17 protein-coding genes, 1 tRNA gene and 1 other RNA gene are annotated in these 20,635 nt (G+C 66.6%); 11 read left to right on the plus strand and 8 right to left on the minus strand.

What is annotated here, in order from left to right:
• Positions 1-146 precede the first annotated feature (146 nt).
• Positions 147-356, plus strand: coding sequence for a hypothetical protein (locus KPL76_RS05625; RefSeq protein WP_216335489.1), 210 nt, complete (start codon positions 147-149; stop codon positions 354-356).
• A 184-nt stretch (positions 357-540) separates the two neighbouring features.
• Here KPL76_RS05625 and KPL76_RS05630 read toward each other — a convergent pair whose 3' ends face one another.
• From KPL76_RS05630 to KPL76_RS05645, 4 genes are all read right to left on the minus strand, one after another.
• On the minus strand, positions 541-1,119 hold the full coding sequence (locus KPL76_RS05630; RefSeq protein ID WP_216335490.1) for a flavin reductase family protein: 579 nt from the start codon (positions 1,117-1,119) through the stop codon (positions 541-543).
• A gap of 31 nt (positions 1,120-1,150) precedes the next feature.
• Positions 1,151-1,693, minus strand: a complete 543-nt coding sequence (locus KPL76_RS05635; RefSeq protein ID WP_216335491.1) for an NADPH-dependent FMN reductase — start codon at positions 1,691-1,693, stop codon at positions 1,151-1,153.
• Positions 1,694-1,966: 273 nt separating this feature from the next.
• Positions 1,967-2,054 (minus strand) — tRNA-Ser (locus KPL76_RS05640).
• Between the two features lie 73 nt (positions 2,055-2,127).
• Positions 2,128-2,781 carry an SDR family oxidoreductase gene (locus tag KPL76_RS05645; protein WP_216335492.1) on the minus strand — a complete coding sequence of 218 codons (654 nt, stop codon included), beginning with the start codon at positions 2,779-2,781 and terminating at the stop codon, positions 2,128-2,130.
• A 131-nt stretch (positions 2,782-2,912) separates the two neighbouring features.
• Here KPL76_RS05645 and ffs point away from each other — a divergent pair.
• From ffs to KPL76_RS05660, 3 genes are all read left to right on the plus strand, one after another.
• Positions 2,913-3,009, plus strand: an RNA gene (gene ffs / locus KPL76_RS05650) — signal recognition particle sRNA small type.
• Between the two features lie 271 nt (positions 3,010-3,280).
• Positions 3,281-5,551, plus strand: a complete 2,271-nt coding sequence (gene pta, locus KPL76_RS05655; protein ID WP_216335493.1) for a phosphate acetyltransferase — start codon at positions 3,281-3,283, stop codon at positions 5,549-5,551.
• Positions 5,548-6,732 carry an acetate/propionate family kinase gene (locus KPL76_RS05660; RefSeq protein WP_216335494.1) on the plus strand — a complete coding sequence of 395 codons (1,185 nt, stop codon included), beginning with the start codon at positions 5,548-5,550 and terminating at the stop codon, positions 6,730-6,732. The genes pta and KPL76_RS05660 overlap by 4 nt, the downstream gene beginning before the upstream one ends.
• Before the next feature lie 77 nt (positions 6,733-6,809).
• On the opposite strand, the gene KPL76_RS05665 is transcribed toward KPL76_RS05660, so the two are convergent.
• Positions 6,810-7,268, minus strand: coding sequence for an Lrp/AsnC family transcriptional regulator (locus tag KPL76_RS05665; RefSeq protein ID WP_216335495.1), 459 nt, complete (start codon positions 7,266-7,268; stop codon positions 6,810-6,812).
• A gap of 102 nt (positions 7,269-7,370) precedes the next feature.
• Between KPL76_RS05665 and KPL76_RS05670 the strand changes: the two genes are divergently transcribed.
• Complete coding sequence (locus tag KPL76_RS05670; protein WP_216335496.1) at positions 7,371-9,167, plus strand: alpha-keto acid decarboxylase family protein; 1,797 nt, start codon at positions 7,371-7,373, stop codon at positions 9,165-9,167.
• Between the two features lie 216 nt (positions 9,168-9,383).
• Here KPL76_RS05670 and KPL76_RS14865 read toward each other — a convergent pair whose 3' ends face one another.
• Complete coding sequence (locus KPL76_RS14865) at positions 9,384-9,518, minus strand: hypothetical protein (RefSeq protein WP_256438725.1); 135 nt, start codon at positions 9,516-9,518, stop codon at positions 9,384-9,386.
• Between KPL76_RS14865 and KPL76_RS05675 the strand changes: the two genes are divergently transcribed.
• The 3 genes from KPL76_RS05675 to KPL76_RS05685 all read left to right on the plus strand — a co-directional run bounded on the left by KPL76_RS05675 (position 9,517) and on the right by KPL76_RS05685 (position 15,159).
• A complete protein-coding gene (locus tag KPL76_RS05675; RefSeq protein WP_216335497.1) occupies positions 9,517-12,615 on the plus strand; it encodes a DNA polymerase III subunit gamma and tau in 3,099 nt (1,032 codons plus the stop codon). The genes KPL76_RS14865 and KPL76_RS05675 overlap by 2 nt on opposite strands.
• A gap of 12 nt (positions 12,616-12,627) precedes the next feature.
• A complete protein-coding gene (recR, locus tag KPL76_RS05680; protein ID WP_205110945.1) occupies positions 12,628-13,227 on the plus strand; it encodes a recombination mediator RecR in 600 nt (199 codons plus the stop codon).
• An 81-nt stretch (positions 13,228-13,308) separates the two neighbouring features.
• Positions 13,309-15,159, plus strand: coding sequence for an AtzH-like domain-containing protein (locus tag KPL76_RS05685; RefSeq protein WP_216335498.1), 1,851 nt, complete (start codon positions 13,309-13,311; stop codon positions 15,157-15,159).
• A gap of 203 nt (positions 15,160-15,362) precedes the next feature.
• Here KPL76_RS05685 and KPL76_RS05690 read toward each other — a convergent pair whose 3' ends face one another.
• A complete protein-coding gene (locus tag KPL76_RS05690) occupies positions 15,363-15,806 on the minus strand; it encodes a cupin domain-containing protein (RefSeq protein WP_216335499.1) in 444 nt (147 codons plus the stop codon).
• Between the two features lie 410 nt (positions 15,807-16,216).
• Here KPL76_RS05690 and KPL76_RS05695 point away from each other — a divergent pair, with 410 nt between their 5' ends.
• Positions 16,217-17,572 carry an aspartate kinase gene (locus tag KPL76_RS05695; RefSeq protein WP_216335500.1) on the plus strand — a complete coding sequence of 452 codons (1,356 nt, stop codon included), beginning with the start codon at positions 16,217-16,219 and terminating at the stop codon, positions 17,570-17,572.
• 36 nt (positions 17,573-17,608) lie between these two features.
• Here the strand turns inward: KPL76_RS05695 and KPL76_RS05700 are convergent, their stop codons facing one another.
• Positions 17,609-18,574 (minus strand): hypothetical protein, encoded by a 966-nt coding sequence (locus tag KPL76_RS05700; protein ID WP_216335501.1) that lies wholly within the window; start codon positions 18,572-18,574, stop codon positions 17,609-17,611.
• Between the two features lie 357 nt (positions 18,575-18,931).
• On the opposite strand from KPL76_RS05700, the gene KPL76_RS05705 reads away from it, so the two are divergent.
• Both KPL76_RS05705 and KPL76_RS05710 read left to right on the plus strand, forming a co-directional pair.
• On the plus strand, positions 18,932-20,095 hold the full coding sequence (locus KPL76_RS05705; RefSeq protein WP_216335502.1) for an aspartate-semialdehyde dehydrogenase: 1,164 nt from the start codon (positions 18,932-18,934) through the stop codon (positions 20,093-20,095).
• A 100-nt stretch (positions 20,096-20,195) separates the two neighbouring features.
• Positions 20,196-20,447 carry a hypothetical protein gene (locus tag KPL76_RS05710; RefSeq protein WP_216335503.1) on the plus strand — a complete coding sequence of 84 codons (252 nt, stop codon included), beginning with the start codon at positions 20,196-20,198 and terminating at the stop codon, positions 20,445-20,447.
• Positions 20,448-20,635 lie beyond the last annotated feature (188 nt).

Below are 20,635 nucleotides of genomic sequence, written 5' to 3' on the forward strand. Positions count from 1 at the left end.
ACCGAGGGGTGGCCTGCGACGGATGCCCGCGCCGCAGTGGCCCGCACCTACGGGTATGCGAGCACCCCCGCGGGTGCGACCCCCTCGACCGACCTCGGGACCAAAGCCGGTACCCAAGCCCTGCCCGGACTGCGTATCGTTGCCTCATGACGTCAAACACCCCGAAAGAGTCGGAACAGATCTGGATCGGCGACGTGCACGTTGCCAACATCCGAGAGGAGAACGGCCACGGAGAACGTCCCTTCCTGGTGGAGAGCGTCAACGGCAAGTTGCTGAAGCAGCTGCCCGACCGTCACGCGGCAGAGCTGTGGATCTCGGTGCACTCCGACGACATCACAGAGCGCGAGCTCGGCTGAGCTGCAGTCTGCCCTGCGCGCGGCCTCGCGCGATCATCCGGTGGTCGAGCGCGGCGACGCGCCACGCCCTCGTGTCTTGCCCTGACTGACGCGACACGCCCTTGGCCTTTCGCCGACCTGACGCGAGACGCCCCTTCGGGTCTCTGCAGGGGGCGTGTCTCGTCAACTCGATGCGCGCCCGGGCTCAGCTCGCAGCGACGTCGATTTCGCGCAGGTGCCGGTACTGGCCCTTGAAGTACAGCAGCGGCTGGCCGGTGTGCCAGTCGGCCGAACTCATCTCATTGACCTTGCCGATCACGATGTAGTGGTCGCCGGCTTCGTATTCGGCGTAGATGTCGCAGTCGAGCCACATGAGCGTGTCGACGATCACGGGGTTGCCTCCGCGTGTCGGCAGCCAGTCGATACCGGCCCACTTGTCTGTGCCTTTGCGCGCGAACTGGTTCGAGATCTCGTGCTGCTCGTGCGACAGCACGTTCACACTGAATTTGCCCGTCGCCCGAATGCGCGGGTAGGTGGTCGAGTTCAGCATCACGCTGAACGACACCAGGGGCGGCTCGGTCGAGACGCTGTAGAACGACTGGCAGGTGAAGCCGACGGGCTCTGCGGTGTCGAGGGTGTTCCCGTCGGCATCGGTGGTCTCGAGACCACCGATGATGGTGATGCCCGAGGCGTAGTGCCCGAGTGTGTTGCGGAATGCCCGAGCGTCGATCTCATCGCCGATCGCGGTTCCCGTGTGTTGATTGATCGTGTTGAGCTGGTTCATTGTGTTGTCTCCCTTGTGATGTGGGTCAACGTCAGGCAAGTGGATGATCGATGGGCTGCAGACTCGAAGCAATCCCCGCCAGCCGCCTCAGGTTCGAGGCGTACTCGTCGGCGGCGCCCTGCACGATCTCGTCGAGGTGATCCATCTGGCCGGCGATGAAGTAGAAACCGCGGCCGGGAACGGTGGCTCCCAGTTCGACGAGCAGGGGAGCGAGGTTGACCGTCGGGCCCATCGAGTGGGTCAGGTCGGCCCCGGTCAGCAACGGGATCGCCGTCACCCCAGCGAGGCCGTTTGCCGGGTACCGATCCAGAAACGCCTTCAGCAGGCCGGTGTACGTCGCCTTGTAGGTGGGCGACGCGAACACCGCGAGGTCACTGGCAGCGACACCGGCGTTCAGGGCCGCCATCGTCTCACTCGGCCAGGCGAAGATCTCGTCTGTGTAGTCGGCCAGGTCGATCACCGTGGTCTCGAAGGTTCCTGGTGCGAGCAGCTTTTCGACAAGCGTCTCGGCAACCTTGAGGGTGCGCGACCGGGGTTTGGGGTTCCCGACAATGATCGAAACTCTGAGCGTCATCTTTACTCACTTGTCTGGTGTTGACAGAATTCGAGACGGCGCTGGAGTGATGCAACGGAGCTGACGCGTGAAGCGGCGAGCTGTGCGTGCAAACACCAACGTGTCTCACACACCACCGAGATTTTGTGGCCCGGTGGGCCCGCAACGGCTTACGTTGCATCATCAGTATGCCGTGCGAATGTTTCGGCTGTATTGCGCCGCTCAGAGTTTCTTCTGTGAGCCCGGTTCGGTGGGCCTGCATCAGAAGTCCCGCAGGTCAGACGGAGTCACTGTTGGCGGAGAATGCGGGATTCGAACCCGCGAGAGCTTTCACTCAACACGCTTTCCAAGCGTGCGCCATAGGCCACTAGGCGAATTCTCCTGTCGGCCGCACAGCAAACGCAGAAACGGCCAAAGAGAATCCTACCCGCAATCCCCGAAGCGCGTCGCGCGCGTCAGTAGAGCACCGACTCCAGGGCCTCGGCTACGGGCGTGTCGCCCGCGATCGCCTCGAACTGCGACCCGATGCCCGTTCCATCGAGCAGCGCAGCGACGATGATCGCGGCAACATCGGCGCGCGGAATCGTTCCGCGACCGGTGCTCCGGGCGAGCGTGACCAGGCCGGTGCCGGCCTCGTCTGTCAGCCCACCCGGCCGGATGATCGTGTAGTCCAGATCGCGCAGCTTCACCGAAGAATCGGCCTCGGCCTTCGCGCGCAGGTATACCTGAAAGACATCGTCGGAGTCCGGCTGCCAATCGTCAGCCCCCATCGAAGAGATGAGCACGAAACGGCGGATGCCCGCCAGTTCGGCCGCGTCGGCCAGCAGTACGGCGCCGTCACGGTCGACGCTGAACTTGCGCTCGGCGCTCGAGCCCGGCCCGGCACCGGCCGCGAAGACGACGGCGTCGACACCCTGCAGGTCGCGGGCGAGGGTCTGGGCATCCACTGCTTCGAGGTCGATGACCACCGGAATGCCGCCGGCGACGAGCACGTCTGCCGCGTGATCGGGGTTCCGGATGATCGCCACCGCCTCGTGGCCGGCCTCTGCGAGGCGTTTCTCGGTGAGCAGTGCGATGGCGCCGTGACCTCCGGCAATAGCGATTCTCATGCCTCCATACAACTCTCGTGCGGCTGGGAATGCGACGTGAAGTCGGCCGATGGGAGGTGCGGGCGGGTGTGAGGGAGAAGGTGGCGGTCGTTGGGGGTTCGACGCGTGCGGGTGGAGTTGCTAAACTCGGTGTCGGCTCCCCGCGTGGCGCCATCCAGGCCAACTCCCCCAGGGCGGAAACGCAGCAAGGGTAACCGGGCTCTGGCGGGTGCGCGGGGGGTCATTTCTCGTCTGTGCCCACATCGGGTTCGTGGCACTGCCCGGTCGACGTCGCCATCTGAGGGTCATGTCGTCGTTACCGCAACCGTGTTCGCGTGCGGTTTCACAGGGAATCCTCCATAGACCACTCCTCCACAGGCCGCAGACTGTTCATGATCAGTGCACAGGCAGTGCGCTCCCAGCCGGTACTCCCTAGTCTGGAACCGGCATCGCAGAACGGGTGTCGACCGGTCGAGCGCGATGTGGTTTGCGCGGGCGGTCTTCTCGCATAAGGAGCAGCGTGGCGCGCAGTATCTACATCACCTCCGCAGAGGGTCATTCCGGCAAGTCGACCATTGCGGTGGGCGTGCTCGAGATCCTCGGTCGTTCCGCCGGGCGTGTCGGTGTCTTCCGTCCGATTGCGCGCTCGGTGAACGAGCGCGACTATGTTCTCGAGATGATGCTCGCCCACCACGGGTCCGGCCTGAGTTACGAGCAGACCATCGGGGTCACCTACGACGACGTGCACACCGACCCCGAGGCTGCACTGTCGCGCATCGTTGAGCGCTACAAAGACGTCGAGCGACTGTGCGATTCTGTCGTCATCCTCGGTTCGGACTACACCGACGTCGGTAGCCCCTCCGAGCTCTCGTTCAACGCCCGCATCGCTGCGAACCTCGGGGCTCCCGTGCTCCTCGTGCTCGGCGGCCGCGCCGGGCAGGGGTCGTCAGAGACCCTGGGGCACTCAGAACCGCGATCACCAGACGACATGCGCCAGATCGCCGAGCTCGCCCTCGTCGAGCTGAAGGCCGCACACGCCACCCTTGTCGCCGTCGTCGCCAATCGTGCCGACCCCGAGAACCTCGAGAAGATCCGCGACGCGATCGCCCGTGCCATGGGAGAAACCTTCTGGGCGGCAACCGACAGCCGCGTTCCCATCTGGTCGATTCCCGAAGATCGCATCCTGGTAGCTCCCAGCATGACGAATGTGCTCGAGTCCATCGGTGGCACCATGATCAAGGGCGACGCGAGGCTGCTCGGCCGCGAAGCCCTCGGTGTGGTGGTTGCAGGCATGTCGATGGTGAACGTGCTTCCGCGCCTCAGCGAAGGGGCGGTCATCGTGATCGCCGCCGACCGCACCGAAGTGCTGCTGGCAGCGCTGATGGCCAATGCATCGGCGACCTTCCCCAGCCTCTCCGGCATCATCCTGAACGGCGGATTCGAGCTTCCCGAACCCATCCAGCGGCTGATCGATGGCCTGGCGCCCACCATCCCGATCATCACGACTCCGCTCGGCACCTACGACACAGCCGTGCGCATCACCGGCACGCGCGGTCGACTGGCCGCCGACTCCCAGCGTAAGTACGACAGTGCGCTCGCTCTCTTCGAAGGGTACGTCGATGGCAGCAGGCTCCTCGAACTGCTCGATGTGAGCACCTCGACGGTGATCACCCCGCTCATGTTCGAATACGGCCTCATCGACCGGGCACGTGCGGCGAAGCAGCACATCGTGCTCCCAGAGGGCACGGATGACCGGGTCCTCCGTGCAGCGGGCACCGTTCTCACCCGGGGCATCGCCCGCCTCACCATCCTCGGCGACGAAGAAGAGATCCGCGGGCGCGCAACGAGCCTGGGGGTGAACCTCGACGCAGCGGTCATCGTCAGCCCGTTCGACCCCGCACTGCGTGAGCGTTTCGCAGAGGAGTACGCGAGCATCCGGTCGCATCGCGGCATCACGCTCGACATGGCGCGCGACACCGTGACCGATGTGTCGTACTTCGGCACGATGATGGTTCACCTCGGCATGGCCGACGGAATGGTGTCGGGTGCGGCGCACACGACGGCCCACACCATTCGGCCGGCGTTCGAGATCATCAAGACGCGGCCCGGTGTCTCTGTGGTGTCGAGTGTGTTCCTGATGGCGCTCGCCGACCGGGTGCTGGTCTACGGTGACTGCGCCGTCATTCCCGACCCGACGGCCGAGCAGCTCGCCGACATCGCCATCTCGTCATCCGAGACGGCGACCCAGTTCGGTATCGAGCCGCGCGTTGCGATGCTCTCGTATTCGACAGGCGCCTCGGGAATGGGCGCCGACGTCGAGAAGGTGCGAACAGCGACCGAGTTGGTGCGCTCGCGCCGCCCTGACCTGCTCGTCGAGGGGCCGATCCAGTATGACGCCGCAGCCGACGCTGCTGTCGCCGCAGCGAAGATGCCGGAATCGTCGGTGGCTGGGCGTGCGACGGTGTTCATCTTTCCCGACCTCAACACAGGCAACAACACCTATAAGGCGGTGCAGCGGAGTGCGGGGGCCGTCGCCGTCGGGCCGGTGCTCCAGGGCCTCAACAAACCCATCAACGACCTGTCGCGGGGGGCGCTGGTGGCAGACATCGTCAACACCATCGCCATCACGGCGATCCAGGCCGCGACAGGCGAAGTGACGACCGTCGGCGGGTATTCGGTACCGGAGGAGCTCGCCGCCATCCCGCAGTCGAACCCTGCACAGTCCCATGACGCTGCAAAACCCCTCGAAGCTGCGCAGCAGCAGATCGCCGAACAGGAGCAGACCGTATGAGTGCCGTACTCGTCATCAACAGCGGCTCGTCGTCGCTCAAATACCAGCTCATCGAGATGGCGACAGAGTCGGTACTCGCGAGCGGGCTGGTGGAGCGCATCGGGGAGAAGGTTGCCTCGACGAAACATGAGGTCTCGGGTGAAAGCCACAAACGCGACCTCCCCGTCGCGACAATGACCGAGGCCTTCACCGCCATGGTCGCGGCGTTCGACGCACACGGCCCCTCGCTCACCGAGTTTCCGCCGGTGGTCGTCGGGCACCGGGTCGTGCACGGCGGCAAGCGATTCTTCGGGGCCACGATCGTGAACGATCTCGTGAAGATCAACATCGACGACCTTGCTGAGCTCGCACCGTTGCACAACCCTGCCAACCTGCAGGGCATCGACGCCGCCGAACTTGTCTTCCCCGGAGTCCCGCAGGTCGCTGTGTTCGACACAGCGTTCCATGCCACACTTCCGGCTGCCGCATACACCTACGCGATCGATGCCGAGATCGCCGAGAAGAATCGGGTGCGCAAGTACGGGTTCCACGGCACCTCGCACAAGTTCGTCTCCGAGGCCGCCGCGGAGTTCCTCGCGCGCCCGCTGTCAGAACTCAAGATGATCGTGCTCCACCTCGGCAACGGTGCCTCGGCGTGCGCGGTCGACGGGGGAATCTCTGTCGACACATCCATGGGTCTCACGCCTCTCGAAGGCCTTGTCATGGGCACACGCTCGGGTGACCTCGACCCGGCCGTACTCATCTACCTCAACCGCAAGGCCGGCCTCGGTTTCGCCGAACTCGACACTCTTCTGAACCGCTCGAGTGGTCTCCGCGGCATGACGGGCAGGGGCGACATGCGTGACGTCGTCGCCGCCGCCGATGCGGGTGACGAGGCGGCGATCGTCGGCCTCTCGGTGTATCTCCACCGGCTCAAGCACTACGTTGGCGCCTACCTGGCCGGCCTCGGCGGGGCAGACGTGATCGTCTTCACCGCCGGCGTCGGCGAGAACAGCCCGGCGGTTCGTGCCGGGGCGCTCGAGGGCCTCGAGTTCCTCGGAATCCGCATCGACCCTGAACGCAACGCCTCACCCGAGCGTGGCCCTCGCCGTATCTCTGCAGACGACTCGGCCATCGCCGTGCTCGTCGTCCCCACCAATGAAGAGCTGGAGATCGCCCGCCAGGCCCTTGCCGCGGTCTGACTCTGCGGTCTCGACAGCACGTTGACCTCGGCGCATACCTGCACCACCATGGGGCCGGCCTCCGTTCGCCTCGCGCGTCAGTCGTCGAGCAGCTGCGCCATGCGGTGCGGCATGAGCTGACGGAGCACGATCGACGTGGCGGTGCGACGGATGCCCGGGCAACGGAGGATCGCCTGCCCCACTTCGTACAGATCATCCGGGTCGCGGGCGACGACCTGGCAGATGATGTCGTCGGCGCCAGCGATGGCCGAGCACTCGATCACCTCGCGGATGCCCGCAAGAGCGTGAATCGTCTGGTCGAACGTGTCCTGGTCGACCTCCGCCGTCACGAACGCGCGAATGGGGAGCCCGAGCGCCGCCGACTCCACCCGCACGCTGTGTGCGAGCAGCGAGTTGGAGCGCGTCAGGCGATCGAGCCGGGCCTGGATCGTTCCCCTCGCGAGGCCCAGTCGCTGGGCGAGTAACAGCACGGGTGCCCGTGGGTCGTCGTCGAGCGCTCGAAGGATGCGACGGTCGGTGGCATCGATGTCGGGCATAGTGCGAACTTCCTGCGCATAGGGCTTCAGAATACTGATCAATCTGATCAACAAGAATACAGTCGATTGCGCAATTCGCTTGGTACATCTCTACTTGTCGGTATGACCAGTGACTTCGCCCAGACCGTGCCCAACCGCCCTGCTCCCGCTCGCGTCACGGTCGGTGCGTATCTCGCGACCCGTCTTGTGCAGCTCGGTGCCCCGCACCTCTTCGGCCTGCCCGGAGACTTCAACCTCAGCCTGCTCGACGAGATGCTTGCCGTTGAGGGCACAGAGTGGGTCGGTGCGACCAACGAACTCAATGCTGCCTACGCCGCCGATGGGTACGCTCGCATCCGCCGCGGCATCGGTGCCGTCGTCACTACCTTCGGTGTCGGCGAGCTCTCCGCGATCAACGGTGTGGCCGGCAGTTTCGCCGAAGACGTGCCCGTCGTGCAGATCACGGGAATGCCCCAGACCTCCGCCCAGACGGCGGGCGCCCTGCTTCACCACACGCTCGCCGATGGCGACTTCGAACACTTCGTGCGCGCCTACGACCAGGTGACTGCGGCATCCGTCGTCGTCAGAACGGCGACCGCCCCTGCCGACATCGACCGCATTCTGCTCACCGCGCTCAACGAGTCGAAGCCCGTCTACATCGGCGTTCCCGCCGACGTTGCCGTCGCGACGGTGTCGGCTGCGAACCTGCGCGAGCCTCTCGCTCCTTTCGGCAGCAACGACCGGCAGCTCGAGCGTTTCGCAGCTGCTCTGCGCGGGGCGGTGTTCTCCGCCCAGAGCGTCAGTCTGCTGGTGGGGCCGCGGGTTCACCGGCGGCAACTGGAGCCGGTCATCCGGTGCATTGCCGACGCACCGGGCGTCTACGTCGCCACCCAGAGCGGCTCGAAGGCGATTCTCGACGAGTCGCACCCCGCGAGCATCGGAACCTACATCGGTGCCCACACCCGCGTGGAGGCAGCCCGCCGCGCCATCGATGACGCTCCACTGCTCGTACTCGCCGGAACGATCATGAGCGACCTGCTGACCGGCTTCTTCACCCACCGCTTCGACCCCGAACAGGCCGTCGAGCTGGCTATGACGTGGGCGCGGGTCGGCGAGGCGACGTTCTTCGGCGTGCAGCTCGAAGACTCCCTGCGCGTGCTCAACAAGGTGCTTCAGGATGCCCGGCTCGACCACCTGCCACCCATCGACGTCGCCCGTGATGCCGCCGATGGTTGCGTCGACGAGTCGGGCGCTGGGCCCACCGGAGATGCGATCGGGGCGGTCGCACCCGAGGATTCGGGCAACGCCGAACTCACGCACGCGAGCTTCTGGCCGCAGATCCAGGGCTTTCTCACCCCGAACACGACGGTCATCGCCGAGGCCGGCACGGCATTCTTCGGTGCGGTCGACCTCACCCTGCCCGACAACTGCGACCTGCTGGGGCAGCCGGTCTGGTCATCGATCGGCTTCACGCTGCCGGCAACTCTCGGCGCCTGCATCGCGGCACCGGAGAAGCGCGCCGTTCTGCTGATCGGGGACGGGTCGGCGCAGCTCACAGTGCAGGAGTTGGCGAGCATCCTGCACCGCGGGCTCACGCCGGTGATCGTCGTGCTGAACAACGCGGGGTACACGATCGAGCGGGCAATCCAGAGCCCGAACGCGGTCTACCAGGATGTGACGCCGTGGAACTGGACGGCCCTGCCCGCCGCGTTCGGTGCCGCCGACCGCGCGGTGACCGCCACGGCGACCACGGCGGCCGAGCTGGCGGATGCCCTGGCCCTCGCCGCGCGCACGCCAGACAAGCTTGTGCTCATCGAGGCCGTGCTGCCGCAGCTCGATTCGCCGCGCCTGCTGAAGATTCTCGGGGAGGGGCTCGCCGAGGCGAACGCGCCGGCCACGGCGGCTGCGGCTCTCGCCTGACACGCGCCCAGTGCCCGGCGCAGAAGTGCTGCTGCCCTCCTCCTCGTCCTGCATTTCCGCAAAAACGGACGAACCTGGGCGGCTCCGAGCCGAATAGCGCGCCGGTTGGGCTGACGTTCGTCGGTTTGTGCGCAGGATGCACCGGGAATCCGTCTTGTTCGCGCGGGTTGAGCCGGGCATCCGACAACCCGAGATTTCGTATCGCACGCAAATCGATCAATCGACGGCCCTGAGCCCGATCGCACCGACTAGTGCGGAGGTTTCACTCAGGGCCGACGATTGGTGGAACCCTTCCACAGCTTCGCCCTGACGGGGCCGGGTGTCGGCGGCGACGGATACGATTGGTGCCATGGTCACAGCCCTCTACCGCCGCTACAGACCTGAGACGTTCGGCGAGATGATCGGCCAGTCACAGGTCACTGAGCCGTTGATGACCGCGCTGCGAACCAACCGTGTGAACCACGCGTACCTCTTCTCCGGCCCGCGTGGCTGTGGCAAGACGACCTCGGCGCGCATCCTGGCCCGCTGCCTCAATTGCGCAGAGGGCCCCACCGACACACCCTGCGGCGTCTGCCCGAGCTGTGTCGAACTGTCGCGCGACGGCTCGGGTTCGCTCGACGTCGTCGAGATCGACGCGGCGAGCCACAACGGGGTGGATGATGCACGAGACCTGCGCGAACGTGCCGTCTTTGCTCCCGCCCGCGACCGCTACAAGATCTTCATCCTCGACGAGGCGCACATGGTCACCCCGCAGGGCTTCAATGCCCTGCTGAAGATCGTCGAAGAGCCGCCGGAGCACATCAAGTTCATCTTCGCGACCACCGAGCCCGACAAGGTGATCGGCACCATCCGGTCGCGCACACACCACTACCCCTTCCGGCTCATCCCGCCTGCACAGCTGCTCGAATACGTCCAGGCCCTGTGCGAGATCGAGGGTGTCGCTGCGGCTCCGGGAGTATTGCCCCTCGTGGTGCGGGCCGGGGGCGGCTCTGCCCGCGACACGCTCTCGCTGCTCGACCAGCTCATCGCGGGCTCCGAGAGCAACCGCATCGAGTACGAGCGGGCCGTGGCGCTGCTCGGGTACACGCACTCCTCACTGCTCGGTGAAGTGGTCGACGCACTTGGCGCGCACGATTCTGCGGCGGCGTTCGGGGCTGTCGATCGGGTCATCCAGACCGGTCAAGACCCCCGCCGCTTCGTCGAAGACCTGCTCGAGCGACTGCGCGATGTGATCATCGTGGCGGCGACGGCCGAGAACGCCTCTGCGGTGCTGCGCGGAATGCCGCAAGACGACCTGCTTCAGATGCAGCAGCAGGCGACGCTCTTCGGCACGGCCGAGCTCTCGCGCACAGCCGACATCGTCAACGCTGCCCTCACCGAGATGACCGGGGCGACGTCGCCGAGGCTGCACCTCGAGCTCATGATCGCGCGGGTGCTGGTTCCGGCGAGCGACGACACCGCTCGCGGGGCGCTGGCCCGGGTCGAGCGCCTCGAGCGGCGCGTGGGCGTCGATGGCGCCCCCCTCGCTGTTGCATCGTCAGCTGGTACAGCTTCGGCTGCTGCGGCGGCAGTTGGAGCAGCAGATCCTGCTACAGCTGTTGGTGGGGCGGTCGTTTCTGGGAGCCGAGACGGTGACAAAGACGCGCGGGCAACGGCGGGACAGACGCCGGACACCCAGGCTTCAGACACTCGGGCGCCGGGCGGCCAGGCGCAGGCACCGGCGGCACCGGCGCAGCACACCCAGGCCTCGGGCGGGCGGGTGCAGGCAACACAGGTTCAGGCGGCGGGCCCGGCTGACGGTTCAGCATCAGTGGGCGCTGCTCGAGGGGCAGGGGCACCAGAATCGGCGAAAGACGAGGCCCTCGCTGCCGCCCTCGCTGATCATCACTCACCCGCGCCCGTTGCAGCCGCCGTTCCCGGCGAGGTCACGCTCGAACAGCTGCGCGACGCCTGGCCCGAAGTTCTCGAAGCGGTCCAGGAGGCCAAGCGCACGGCATGGATGGTCGTCTACACCGCCTCGGTCCGCGCCCTCGCGGGCGACGTGCTCACCCTGAGCTTTCCGAGCGAGAACGACGTCGCGAGCTTCAAAGAGCAACAGGCGCCCGGTCAGGGGGTCAGCGAGTACCTCCGCCAGGCGATCCTCGAGATCATCGGTCTACGCGTGAAGTTCATCGCGAGGGTCGACGTCGCGGGTGGAGGAGTCGGGGGAGGCCCAGCTGCCCCGCAGGCACCGTCAAACCCGCCGACTTCCAGCGTGTCAGCGCCGAATGCTTCTGTGCTCACTGCTTCTGTGCCCACTGGTTCTGTGCCAAGTGCTTCGGTGCCGAGTGCGTCTATGCCGGGTGCGTCGGCCCCAGCTGCGTCAGCCCCGAGTGCGTCGACCCCGAGTGCGTCGACCCCGACTGTGTCGACCCCAGCTGCGTCGACCCAGCCTGCATCGGGGCAGCCTTCCGCGGGGCCCGCCGGTCGGGCGCAGGGAGGCACAGGGCCGCAGATCCCGGCACCCGGGGGCGCAACGCCCCCGGCAACGGCCGCCCGCCCGGCGTCGACCGGTTCAGGATCGTCTCGCCCCGCGTCGACTGGTTCGAGACCGGCTCGCCCGGCCTCAACTGGCTCCACCTCAACTGGCAGAGCGCCTGCTGGCGCACCAACTCGCGCTGGAACACCTGGCGGCTCGGGCCGCGCCTTGTGGCCGACCGTTGCCATCCCCACCTCTGCACCCGAGCCGGGCGACGAACCCCTGCGCGCGGGAGCAATTCCCGTGAGCATCCCGAATCCGAACCAGGCACCGGGCCAGAACCGATCGCCAGACCAGAGCCAGTCGGGGCGACCGTCGTCACGCGGGGCCGCTCACTACGAGGCGGAGCGGCCCGCGCAGAAGGCAGCGGGTAGGCCGGGCAGTTCCGTGCGCCCAGGCTCCAGCTCGCCCGACCCCACTGCAGACATTCCGGATTTCGTGCCAGACGACCTTCCTGACGACATCCCCGAAGGCGACATTCCCGACTACGACGAATCCAGTGTCGCTGCAGCCTGGGCCGACCCTTCCAGCGAAATTCCGATCGACGCTGGGCCGACCGACTGGGATCCGAGCGACTCGGCGCCGCGTGCCAGGCCGGTCACGAATGCGAATGCGAATGCGGCGCGAGGCAGCGCTGCGCCAGCAACCGAGCCGGCGACATCGACCCGCAACGCACCTTCGGCGCAAGCTCCCCGCGGCACGACTCCGCCACCAGCCCGGCCAGGTGCAACTCCACCGACGGCGCCCCGTTCTGGCGGATCGACGGGGTCGCGTGCGGCGGGGGAGCCCCGATCATCCGGCCCCCGCTTCGGCGAGAAGGAGCGGTATGGCGAGGCGGTCGTGCGTGAGATTCTCGGGGCCAGTTTCATCGAGGAGCGGCCCGTCGCTCCGCGCAGCAACCCTGGCGCAGTGCCCGGCAGAGACAGCTAGGCGGCAGAGCACATGTATGAAGGAATCATCCAGGAACTGATCGATGAACTCGGTCGGCTGCCCGGCATCGGGCCGAAGTCTGCCCAGCGCATCGCTTTTCACATTTTGCAGACCGAGAGTTTCGACGTCACCCGGCTCGCCGAGGTGTTGATCGAAGTGCGCGACAAGGTGCACTTCTGCTCGATCTGCGGCAACGTCTCCGAGCAGGACACGTGCTCGATCTGCCGGGATCCGCGGCGCTCACAGAATGTGATCTGCGTGGTCGAGGAGGCCAAAGACGTTGTCGCCATCGAGCGCACCCGGGAGTTTCGCGGGCTGTATCACGTGCTCGGCGGCGCAATCAGCCCGATCGACGGAATCGGGCCCGACAACCTTCGCATTCGTGAGCTGATGCAGCGACTCGCAGACGCGACAGTCGAAGAAGTCATCATTGCGACAGACCCGAACCTCGAAGGAGAGGCGACCGCGACCTACCTGTCGCGGCTGCTCACGACGCTCGAGATCCGAGTGACGCGCCTCGCCTCTGGCCTCCCCGTGGGGGGCGACCTCGAATATGCCGACGAGGTGACCCTCGGGCGAGCGTTCGAGGGTCGGCGCCTCGTCGAGAAGTAAGGGCTGTTGATGCGCTGGCGCCCGCCGACGCCCGGCCGCCCTCTGTTGCCGGGCGGCACGGATGCCGCACAGCCGGCGGCCATGCCAGCCACACCAGCCGCTGCGCCGGAGCCCGAACCAGAAGAGAGCCCGATGACCAACGACTTCCTGCTCGGCGATTCCACACTGCTCGCCGCCTTCTGGCGCTACGAACGTGCGCTGATGACGAATGATGTTGTGGAGCTCGACGCCCTCTTCGCGGACTCGCTCGAAACCGTGCGCAGCGACGGGGGAGCCGCGCTGGTCGGCCATGACGCCATCGCCGAATTCAGGGCTGCCCGCCCTGCGGTTCCGCAGCGGTACCTCCGGCGGGTGCACGTGCGACCGATCGACGAGAATTCAGCGGTCATCGTCGCTGAGACGGTGCGCGACGACTCCGGCACCGGCACCCAGACCCAGTTGTGGCAGCGCGCCGACGCGGAGTCCCCGTGGGCGGTCGCCGTCGCGCACGTTTCGACCGCGGCGGGAGTAGCGCTGGGCGCCGCGTCCGGAGGGTCGAAGATTGCGCTGACCGAGGCGGAGGAGCGCGCCATCTGGGCGACCCCCGAACAGCGACGCCCGTTGCGCGCCGCTGGCGGAGCATCAGCGACCGAAGCCGGCACGGGCACCGGTGCGGCATCGGCCAACGCGGGCGCACTGCAGGGCATCCGGGTCGCCGTCAAAGACCTGTTCGCCATCGACGGCGAGATCATCGGTGCCGGAAACCCCACTTTCGCCACTGGCCGGGCACCCGAAACTGTAACCGCACCCGCCGTGCAGGCGCTCATCGACGCCGGCGCCGAGATCACGGGGCTCGCCCAGACCGACGAGTTGGCGTTCTCCATCGCCGGCGCGAACGTGCACTTCGGTACGCCTCCCAACCCCGCTGCACCCGGCCACATCTCTGGCGGGTCGACGAGCGGTCCAGCCTCTGCGGTCGCACTCGGCCTCGCCGACCTCGGGCTCGGCACAGACACGGCCGGGTCGATCCGGGTGCCTGGCTCCTACACCGGGCTCTACGGTCTTCGAACGACGCACGGCGCCGTCTCGCGCGAGCGGCTCATCCCGCTGGCGCCGAGTTTCGACACCGTCGGTGTACTCGCCCGCGACCTTGCGACCCTCGAAGCTGGCGCGGCGGCGATCCTCGCAACGGGCGGCGGCGCTTTCCTGGTGAGCGACACCCGTGGTGGTGCGGCCGCCGCAACCGCACCTACAACCCCGGCCGAGCAGATTTCGCCGCCCCTGGCTGCGCCGACGACCTCTGGCATCACCCCAGGCATGGTGCCCGAACGGGCGCCGGCCCCGATCATCCGGATCATCGTCGACCAGACACTCGTCGCCCTCGCCGACGCACCCACGCAGCTGACGTTCGCCAGCGCCCTGCGCGCGCTCTCGCTCAATTCAGGGGTTCCGGTTGTCGATGCAGGTGCCGCAACCCCGCACTTCCCCCTTTCACCCGACGACCTCGACGCGTGGTTCACAGCGTTCCGCGTCGTGCAGCAGTACGAAGCCTGGCAGGCCGATGCCGAATTCGTCACAGCCAACCCCGACGCTCTCGACCCTGCCATCGCCGACCGGTTCCGTGTCGCGAGCACGATCACCGACGACGAAGCATCGGATGCCCGGGCCACCCTCGACCGCGCCACCCGCACCCTCGACGCGGCCATCCCCCCGGGGTCGGCCCTCGCCCTGCCTTCGACCTCCAGCGGCGCGCCCAGCCTTAGCGCCGATCCAGCCGAGATCGACCGCGTGCGTGCGGCGACCCTCCGCCTCACCTGCCTCTCGTCGCTGTCGGGCCTGCCGGCCCTCACCCTCCCGTACGGACGCTCAGGCACCCTCCCCGTCGGGCTCTGCCTCATCGGCTCCCGCGGCGCCGACCTCGCCCTGATCGACCTGGCCAAGCCTCGCGCCTGACTGGGCCCCTTCGCGCAGGCCGGTCCGGCCACGATCGTACGATCGTGCCGGCGCTTTGGTCGGCCGAGTGAATCAGGCTAAGCCAGTTGGCGTTACTGAGGGGAGCGGCAACCCCAGAGTCCCGCTCAGACGGCGGAATGCCGACGTCGAGGCCGAGATTCGATCGCGCCGTGGCCGGCCACCTCGTCACTGTCGCAAGCCGCTCACGCCGACGCGGAGAGCCCCCGCACGAGCACGTCGAGGTCGGCCGCCGCGAGCGGAACCCTCGTGCCGCCTGTCACCAGCGCCGCGAAGCCGCCGTCGTTCGCCATTATCGTGATCGTGTAGAGCTTCTCGGTCGCCGACGCATTCACGATGCGGTGCTCCGAACCGGGCTGCAGCGTCAGAACATCCCCCGGCCTCAACGGCAGCACTGCGTCATCGGAGTGCGCCTCGGCCGATCCCGCCAACACGATGAAGATCTCGGCCGACTCCGCGTGCGAGTTGAGCGGCTGCGCACCGCCGGGCTCCCAGATCTCGAGAAAGACGCTGGTAGAACTTCCCTGCGCGGGGCCCGCGAGCTCGGCCAGCACCACCGTGTCGCCCGTGCTGATCAGGTAACCAGGCAGATCGGCCAGATTTCGTACAACGGGTGCTGCTCCACTCATGATGCTTTCCTCCGGTGGGGTCGATTCACGTTCAGGTTGGTTCTGGATGATCAGGCCCCAGATTCTCGAGCCCTCACGGTCGCGCGCAGGCCACGAGCGCCACCGTGGCTCGAACCATAGCTGGCGCACATTTCGTGAACGTGTCGTGAGGCCACGCGTGCGTTTGCCTGACAGCCCCGGTTCGCTTCGCTGCCACGGCTCCTCAGCCCTCCGGGGCGCACGACTCTTCACCCTCGTGGGCGACCCGGCAAGCCGCCGCCTCGCCCTTAAGTGGCCCGCTCATGCAGAATCCTCTCGCCCCCGCACAACTACACTTGATAATCGCGTGTCTGTACCGCAGGCGCGGCACCGAGGGCTCCCGAGCTCCCATCGCCGCACACCCCTCCGCACCACACCCCAGGAGCCACCGAGTGAGTTTGATCGTGCAAAAGTACGGCGGATCATCCGTCGCCGATGCCGAGAGCATCAAGCGGGTCGCCAAGCGCATCGTCGAGACCCGCAAGGCCGGCAACGAGGTCGTCGTGGCCGTGAGCGCCATGGGCGACTCCACCGACGAACTGCTCGACCTCGCGCACCAGGTGACGCCGATTCCGGCCCCCCGCGAACTCGACATGCTGCTCACCGCCGGCGAGCGCATCTCCATGGCCCTGCTCGCCATGGCGATCAAGAGCATGGGCCACGACGCCCGGTCGTTCACCGGCAGCCAGGCCGGCATGATCACGGATGCCCGGCACGGCCAGGCCCGCATCGTCGACGTGACTCCGGGCCGCGTCCGCGACGCGCTCGACGAAGGCGCCATCGCGATCGTCGCCGGCTTCCAGGGATTCAACCGGGGAACCGGTGACATCACCACCCTCGGCCGCGGCGGGTCTGACACCACCGCCGTCGCCCTCGCCGCTGCTCTCGACGCCGACGTGTGCGAGATCTACACCGACGTCGACGGCATCTACACGGCAGACCCGCGCGTCGTGCCCCGCGCGCACAAGATCGACCGCATCTCGAGCGAAGAGATGCTCGAACTCGCCGCCAACGGGGCCAAGGTCCTCTATATTCGCGCGGTGGAATATGCCCGCCGTCACGGGGTGACCCTGCACGTGCGCTCGTCGTTCAACAACAACGAAGGCACCATCGTCTTCAACGAGAGCGCCACAGAAGAGTCGATCGCCGCGGCCGTGCGCACGAGCACCGGTACGATCCCCGTCCAGAGTCCAGACCCCTCGAACCCCACACAGAAGAGCGAGACCACCGTGGAAGAGCCACTCATCGCCGGCGTTGCCACCGACCTCAGTGAGGCCAAGATCACCGTCGTCGGCGTGCCCGACATTCCCGGCAAGGCAGCGCAGATCTTCAACATCGTCGCCAAGACCGGCGCGAACATCGACATGATCGTGCAGAACGTCAGTGCAGCATCCACCGGCCTCACTGACATCTCGTTCACGCTTCCGAAGTCTGACGGGCAGACCGTGCTCACCACCCTGACGGCCGAGCAGTCCGAAGTCGGGTTCGCAAGCCTGCAGTACGACGACCAGATCGGCAAGCTCGCCCTCGTCGGTGCCGGCATGCGCACCAACGCCGGCGTCTCAGCCAAACTCTTCACCGCGCTCTACGAGGCCGGCATCAACATCGAGATGATCTCCACCAGCGAGATCCGCATCTCGGTCGTCACCCGCGCCGACACCGTGAACGACGCCCTCCGTGTCGTTCACACCGCCTTCGGGCTCGACGGCGAAGAAGAGGCCATCGTGCACGCCGGCACCGGCCGCTGACGCAACTCGGCCATAGGAGTACCAACTTCTGCTGCCTCAGCGGCGCTCTGTCAGCAGAAGTTGGTACTTCTTACGTTGGACCTCGTCGGGGCCGCGCCAACCGCGCTCGCACAGAACGCGCGCGAGCTGTGTGACGAGCAGGCTGAACTGGTCCGCGGAATCTGCCCCGGTCACCCGAAAGACACGCCAGCCGAGTTCTTCGAGACGCCGGGTGCGGGTGACGTCGTGCCGCCACTGAGACATCGACACCCGATGCCCGTCCCCCTCGTATTCGACGCAGATTCCGAACGTGCTGAAGCGGAGATCGGGGCGTGCGACGAACAGCCCTCTCTCGTCGAAAACATCCTCGTTCACCTCTGGGGCAGGGAACCCGGCACGGGCAAAGGCGACGCGCAGGTGTGATTCCTGGGGCGATTCAGCCCGTTCGCTGATCAAGTCGAGCGCAGCCCGAACGGTCTCCGCCCCGCGAAGCCTGTCGAAGCCGTTGAAAGTCCGGGTCAGGTCAGCCACAGAGCACAGTCGAGCCCGACGCGCGACGAAGAAATCGCCCGCTGCTACCAGTTCCTTCAGATCAAGTTCGCCCGCAAGCTGACACCACAGCCGTGCCGGTCTCAGAACCCGGTGTCCCTCGACGAGACGGAGGTCGGATGCTGCCACGTTCAGTCGGTGCGTGATGATCTTCTGAGCTCGCACCGGGGCGTCTCCAGCGATCACTCCGAGGTGTAGAGGAAGCAGGTCCGAGAGCCTCAGAGGAAGGGGGCAGCCGAGAAGCTGAGTCGCGGTCTGGTGGCAGAAGAACGCCCGTTCGGGCATCCTGTGGGAGTATGCCGAGCACAGCGCATCGATCGTCGACGGGCTGGAGGAGCTTCGAATCCCCCAGAACGGTGCTTCGAGATCTGAACTGCGCAGACGCCCGGCGGTCACACCGAGCACGAGACCGTCTGACACTCGAAAGCTCTCGCGGCCGTTGAGCTCGCGGGGGAGTCTGCTGGGAACACGCATGGTTCGAGCATCCGGCCCGTCACTCACCCTCACGACGCGCCGCCTCCCTTCGGTGGACAGCTCCCCGACCCGCTTGCCTGTGTAGGACAGTTCGGTGTCACAGCTTCTGCAGTTCCGGCCTAGGCATGGCGTGAGAAGTTGGTACACCTAAGGGCAGGGTGAGACAGCTTGGGTTGATAAAGTGGGGAGTTCGTGTACGTGAGCAGACAAACTCGAGCAGACAAACTCGAGCAGACAAACTCGAGCAGACAAACTCGAGCAGACAAACTCGAGCAGACAAACTCGAGCAGACAAACTCGAGAAGACAAACCCGAGCAGACAAACCGGAACAGACAAACCCGAACAGATGGAACAGCAGTGAGCGATTCAGCCCAGACCCCCGCATCAGCCACCGTCACCCCCGGCACCTCCACCCCGGGCCTCAACGTCGGCGTCGTCGGCGCCACGGGCCAGGTCGGCAAGGTCATGCGCCAGCTGCTGGATGATCGCCAATTCCCAATCAAGAGCATCCGGTTCTTCGCCAGCGCTCGCTCCGCTGGGTCGACCCTGACGTTCCGCGGCGAAGAGATCGTCGTCGAAGACGCCTCCACTGCCGACCCCACCGGACTCGACATCGCCCTCTTCTCCGCAGGGGCCACCGGCTCGCGCGCCCTGGCCCCGAAGTTCGCCGCGGCCGGCGTCACCGTCATCGACAACTCCAGCGCGTGGCGCATGGACCCCGACGTCCCCCTCGTCGTCAGCGAGGTCAACCCGCACGCGATCGACGAAGCACGCAAGGGCATCATCGCCAACCCGAACTGCACCACCATGGCCGCCATGCCTGTGCTCAAAGTGCTGCACGCCGAAGCCGGCCTCGAACGCCTCATCGTCAGCACCTACCAGGCCGTCTCGGGCAGCGGTCTCGCCGGCGCTGAAGAGCTTGCCACCCAGGCCGCCTCGGCCATCGCCCAGGGCAACGTGCTCGACCTCGTGCACGACGGGGCCGCCGTCACGTTCCCCGCACCCGTCAAGTACGTGCGCCCCATCGCCTTCGACGTCATCCCCTTCGCCGGCAACCTCGTCGACGACGGCCTGAATGAGACCGACGAAGAGAAGAAGCTGCGCAACGAGAGCCGTAAGATCCTCGAACTGCCCGAGCTCCTCGTCAGCGGCACCTGCGTTCGCGTGCCCGTCTTCACCGGCCACTCCCTCTCGATCAACGCCGAATTCGCCCGCCCGCTCAGCCCAGAGCGCGCCCTCGAGCTCCTGTCGACTGCGCCGGGCGTGCAGGTGACGGATGTTCCGACCCCCCTCGAAGCAGCCGGAACCGACCCCAGCTACGTCGGTCGCATCCGCACAGACGAAGGTGTGCCGAATGGCCGGGGCCTTGCTCTGTTCATCAGCAACGACAACCTGCGGAAGGGTGCCGCGCTCAACGCGGTGCAGATCGCCGAGATCTTCGCCGCACGTGCTGCTGTTGCTGTCTCGGGTGCGTCGGCCGCTGCAGCCGCAGCATCGGTGGAGCCCGCACTCTCGGTCTAGACCGCTGGGTGCGCCCGCACACGGGCCGTTTGACGCTCTCCCGCCGGAGATCACACCACAGGACACATTCTGAGTTTTAATCAGTTATACTGTTCGGGTCATGGATGATCAGACCCTCCGCCCGCTTGCCGACACCGCGGCCGCTCTCGCCGTCTGGGTCATCATCGTGATCACGGCGTGGTTCGCTGTGGCGCTGGCACTCGGACTCTTCGTCGGGCGCGCTCTCACTCTCTGTTCCGCGCACGAAAGCCTTCGAAAACCTTCGGCGCGGCTCATCGTCCTGCCTCCCCAGCAGATCTGCGAGACGCACCGCCAGTCCAGCACCCCGAACGAGTCCAGCGCGCTCCACTGACTCACCCCTCAGCCCACGCTCCACCCAGCCCACGGTCCCCCCAGCCCACACTCCCACCGGCCCATCACCATCTGTCAGACCAACGCCGCCCCAGAATCCGCGCCTCCCGCCAGTCCAGCGCTCCAGAACGGCCAAACGACTCGGCTGGAGGGTGCCAAGCGGTACATTGTTACCGTGAGTTCACAGCC

Source organism: Subtercola sp. PAMC28395, assembly GCF_018889995.1.
Taxonomy (GTDB): Bacteria; Actinomycetota; Actinomycetes; order Actinomycetales; family Microbacteriaceae; genus Subtercola.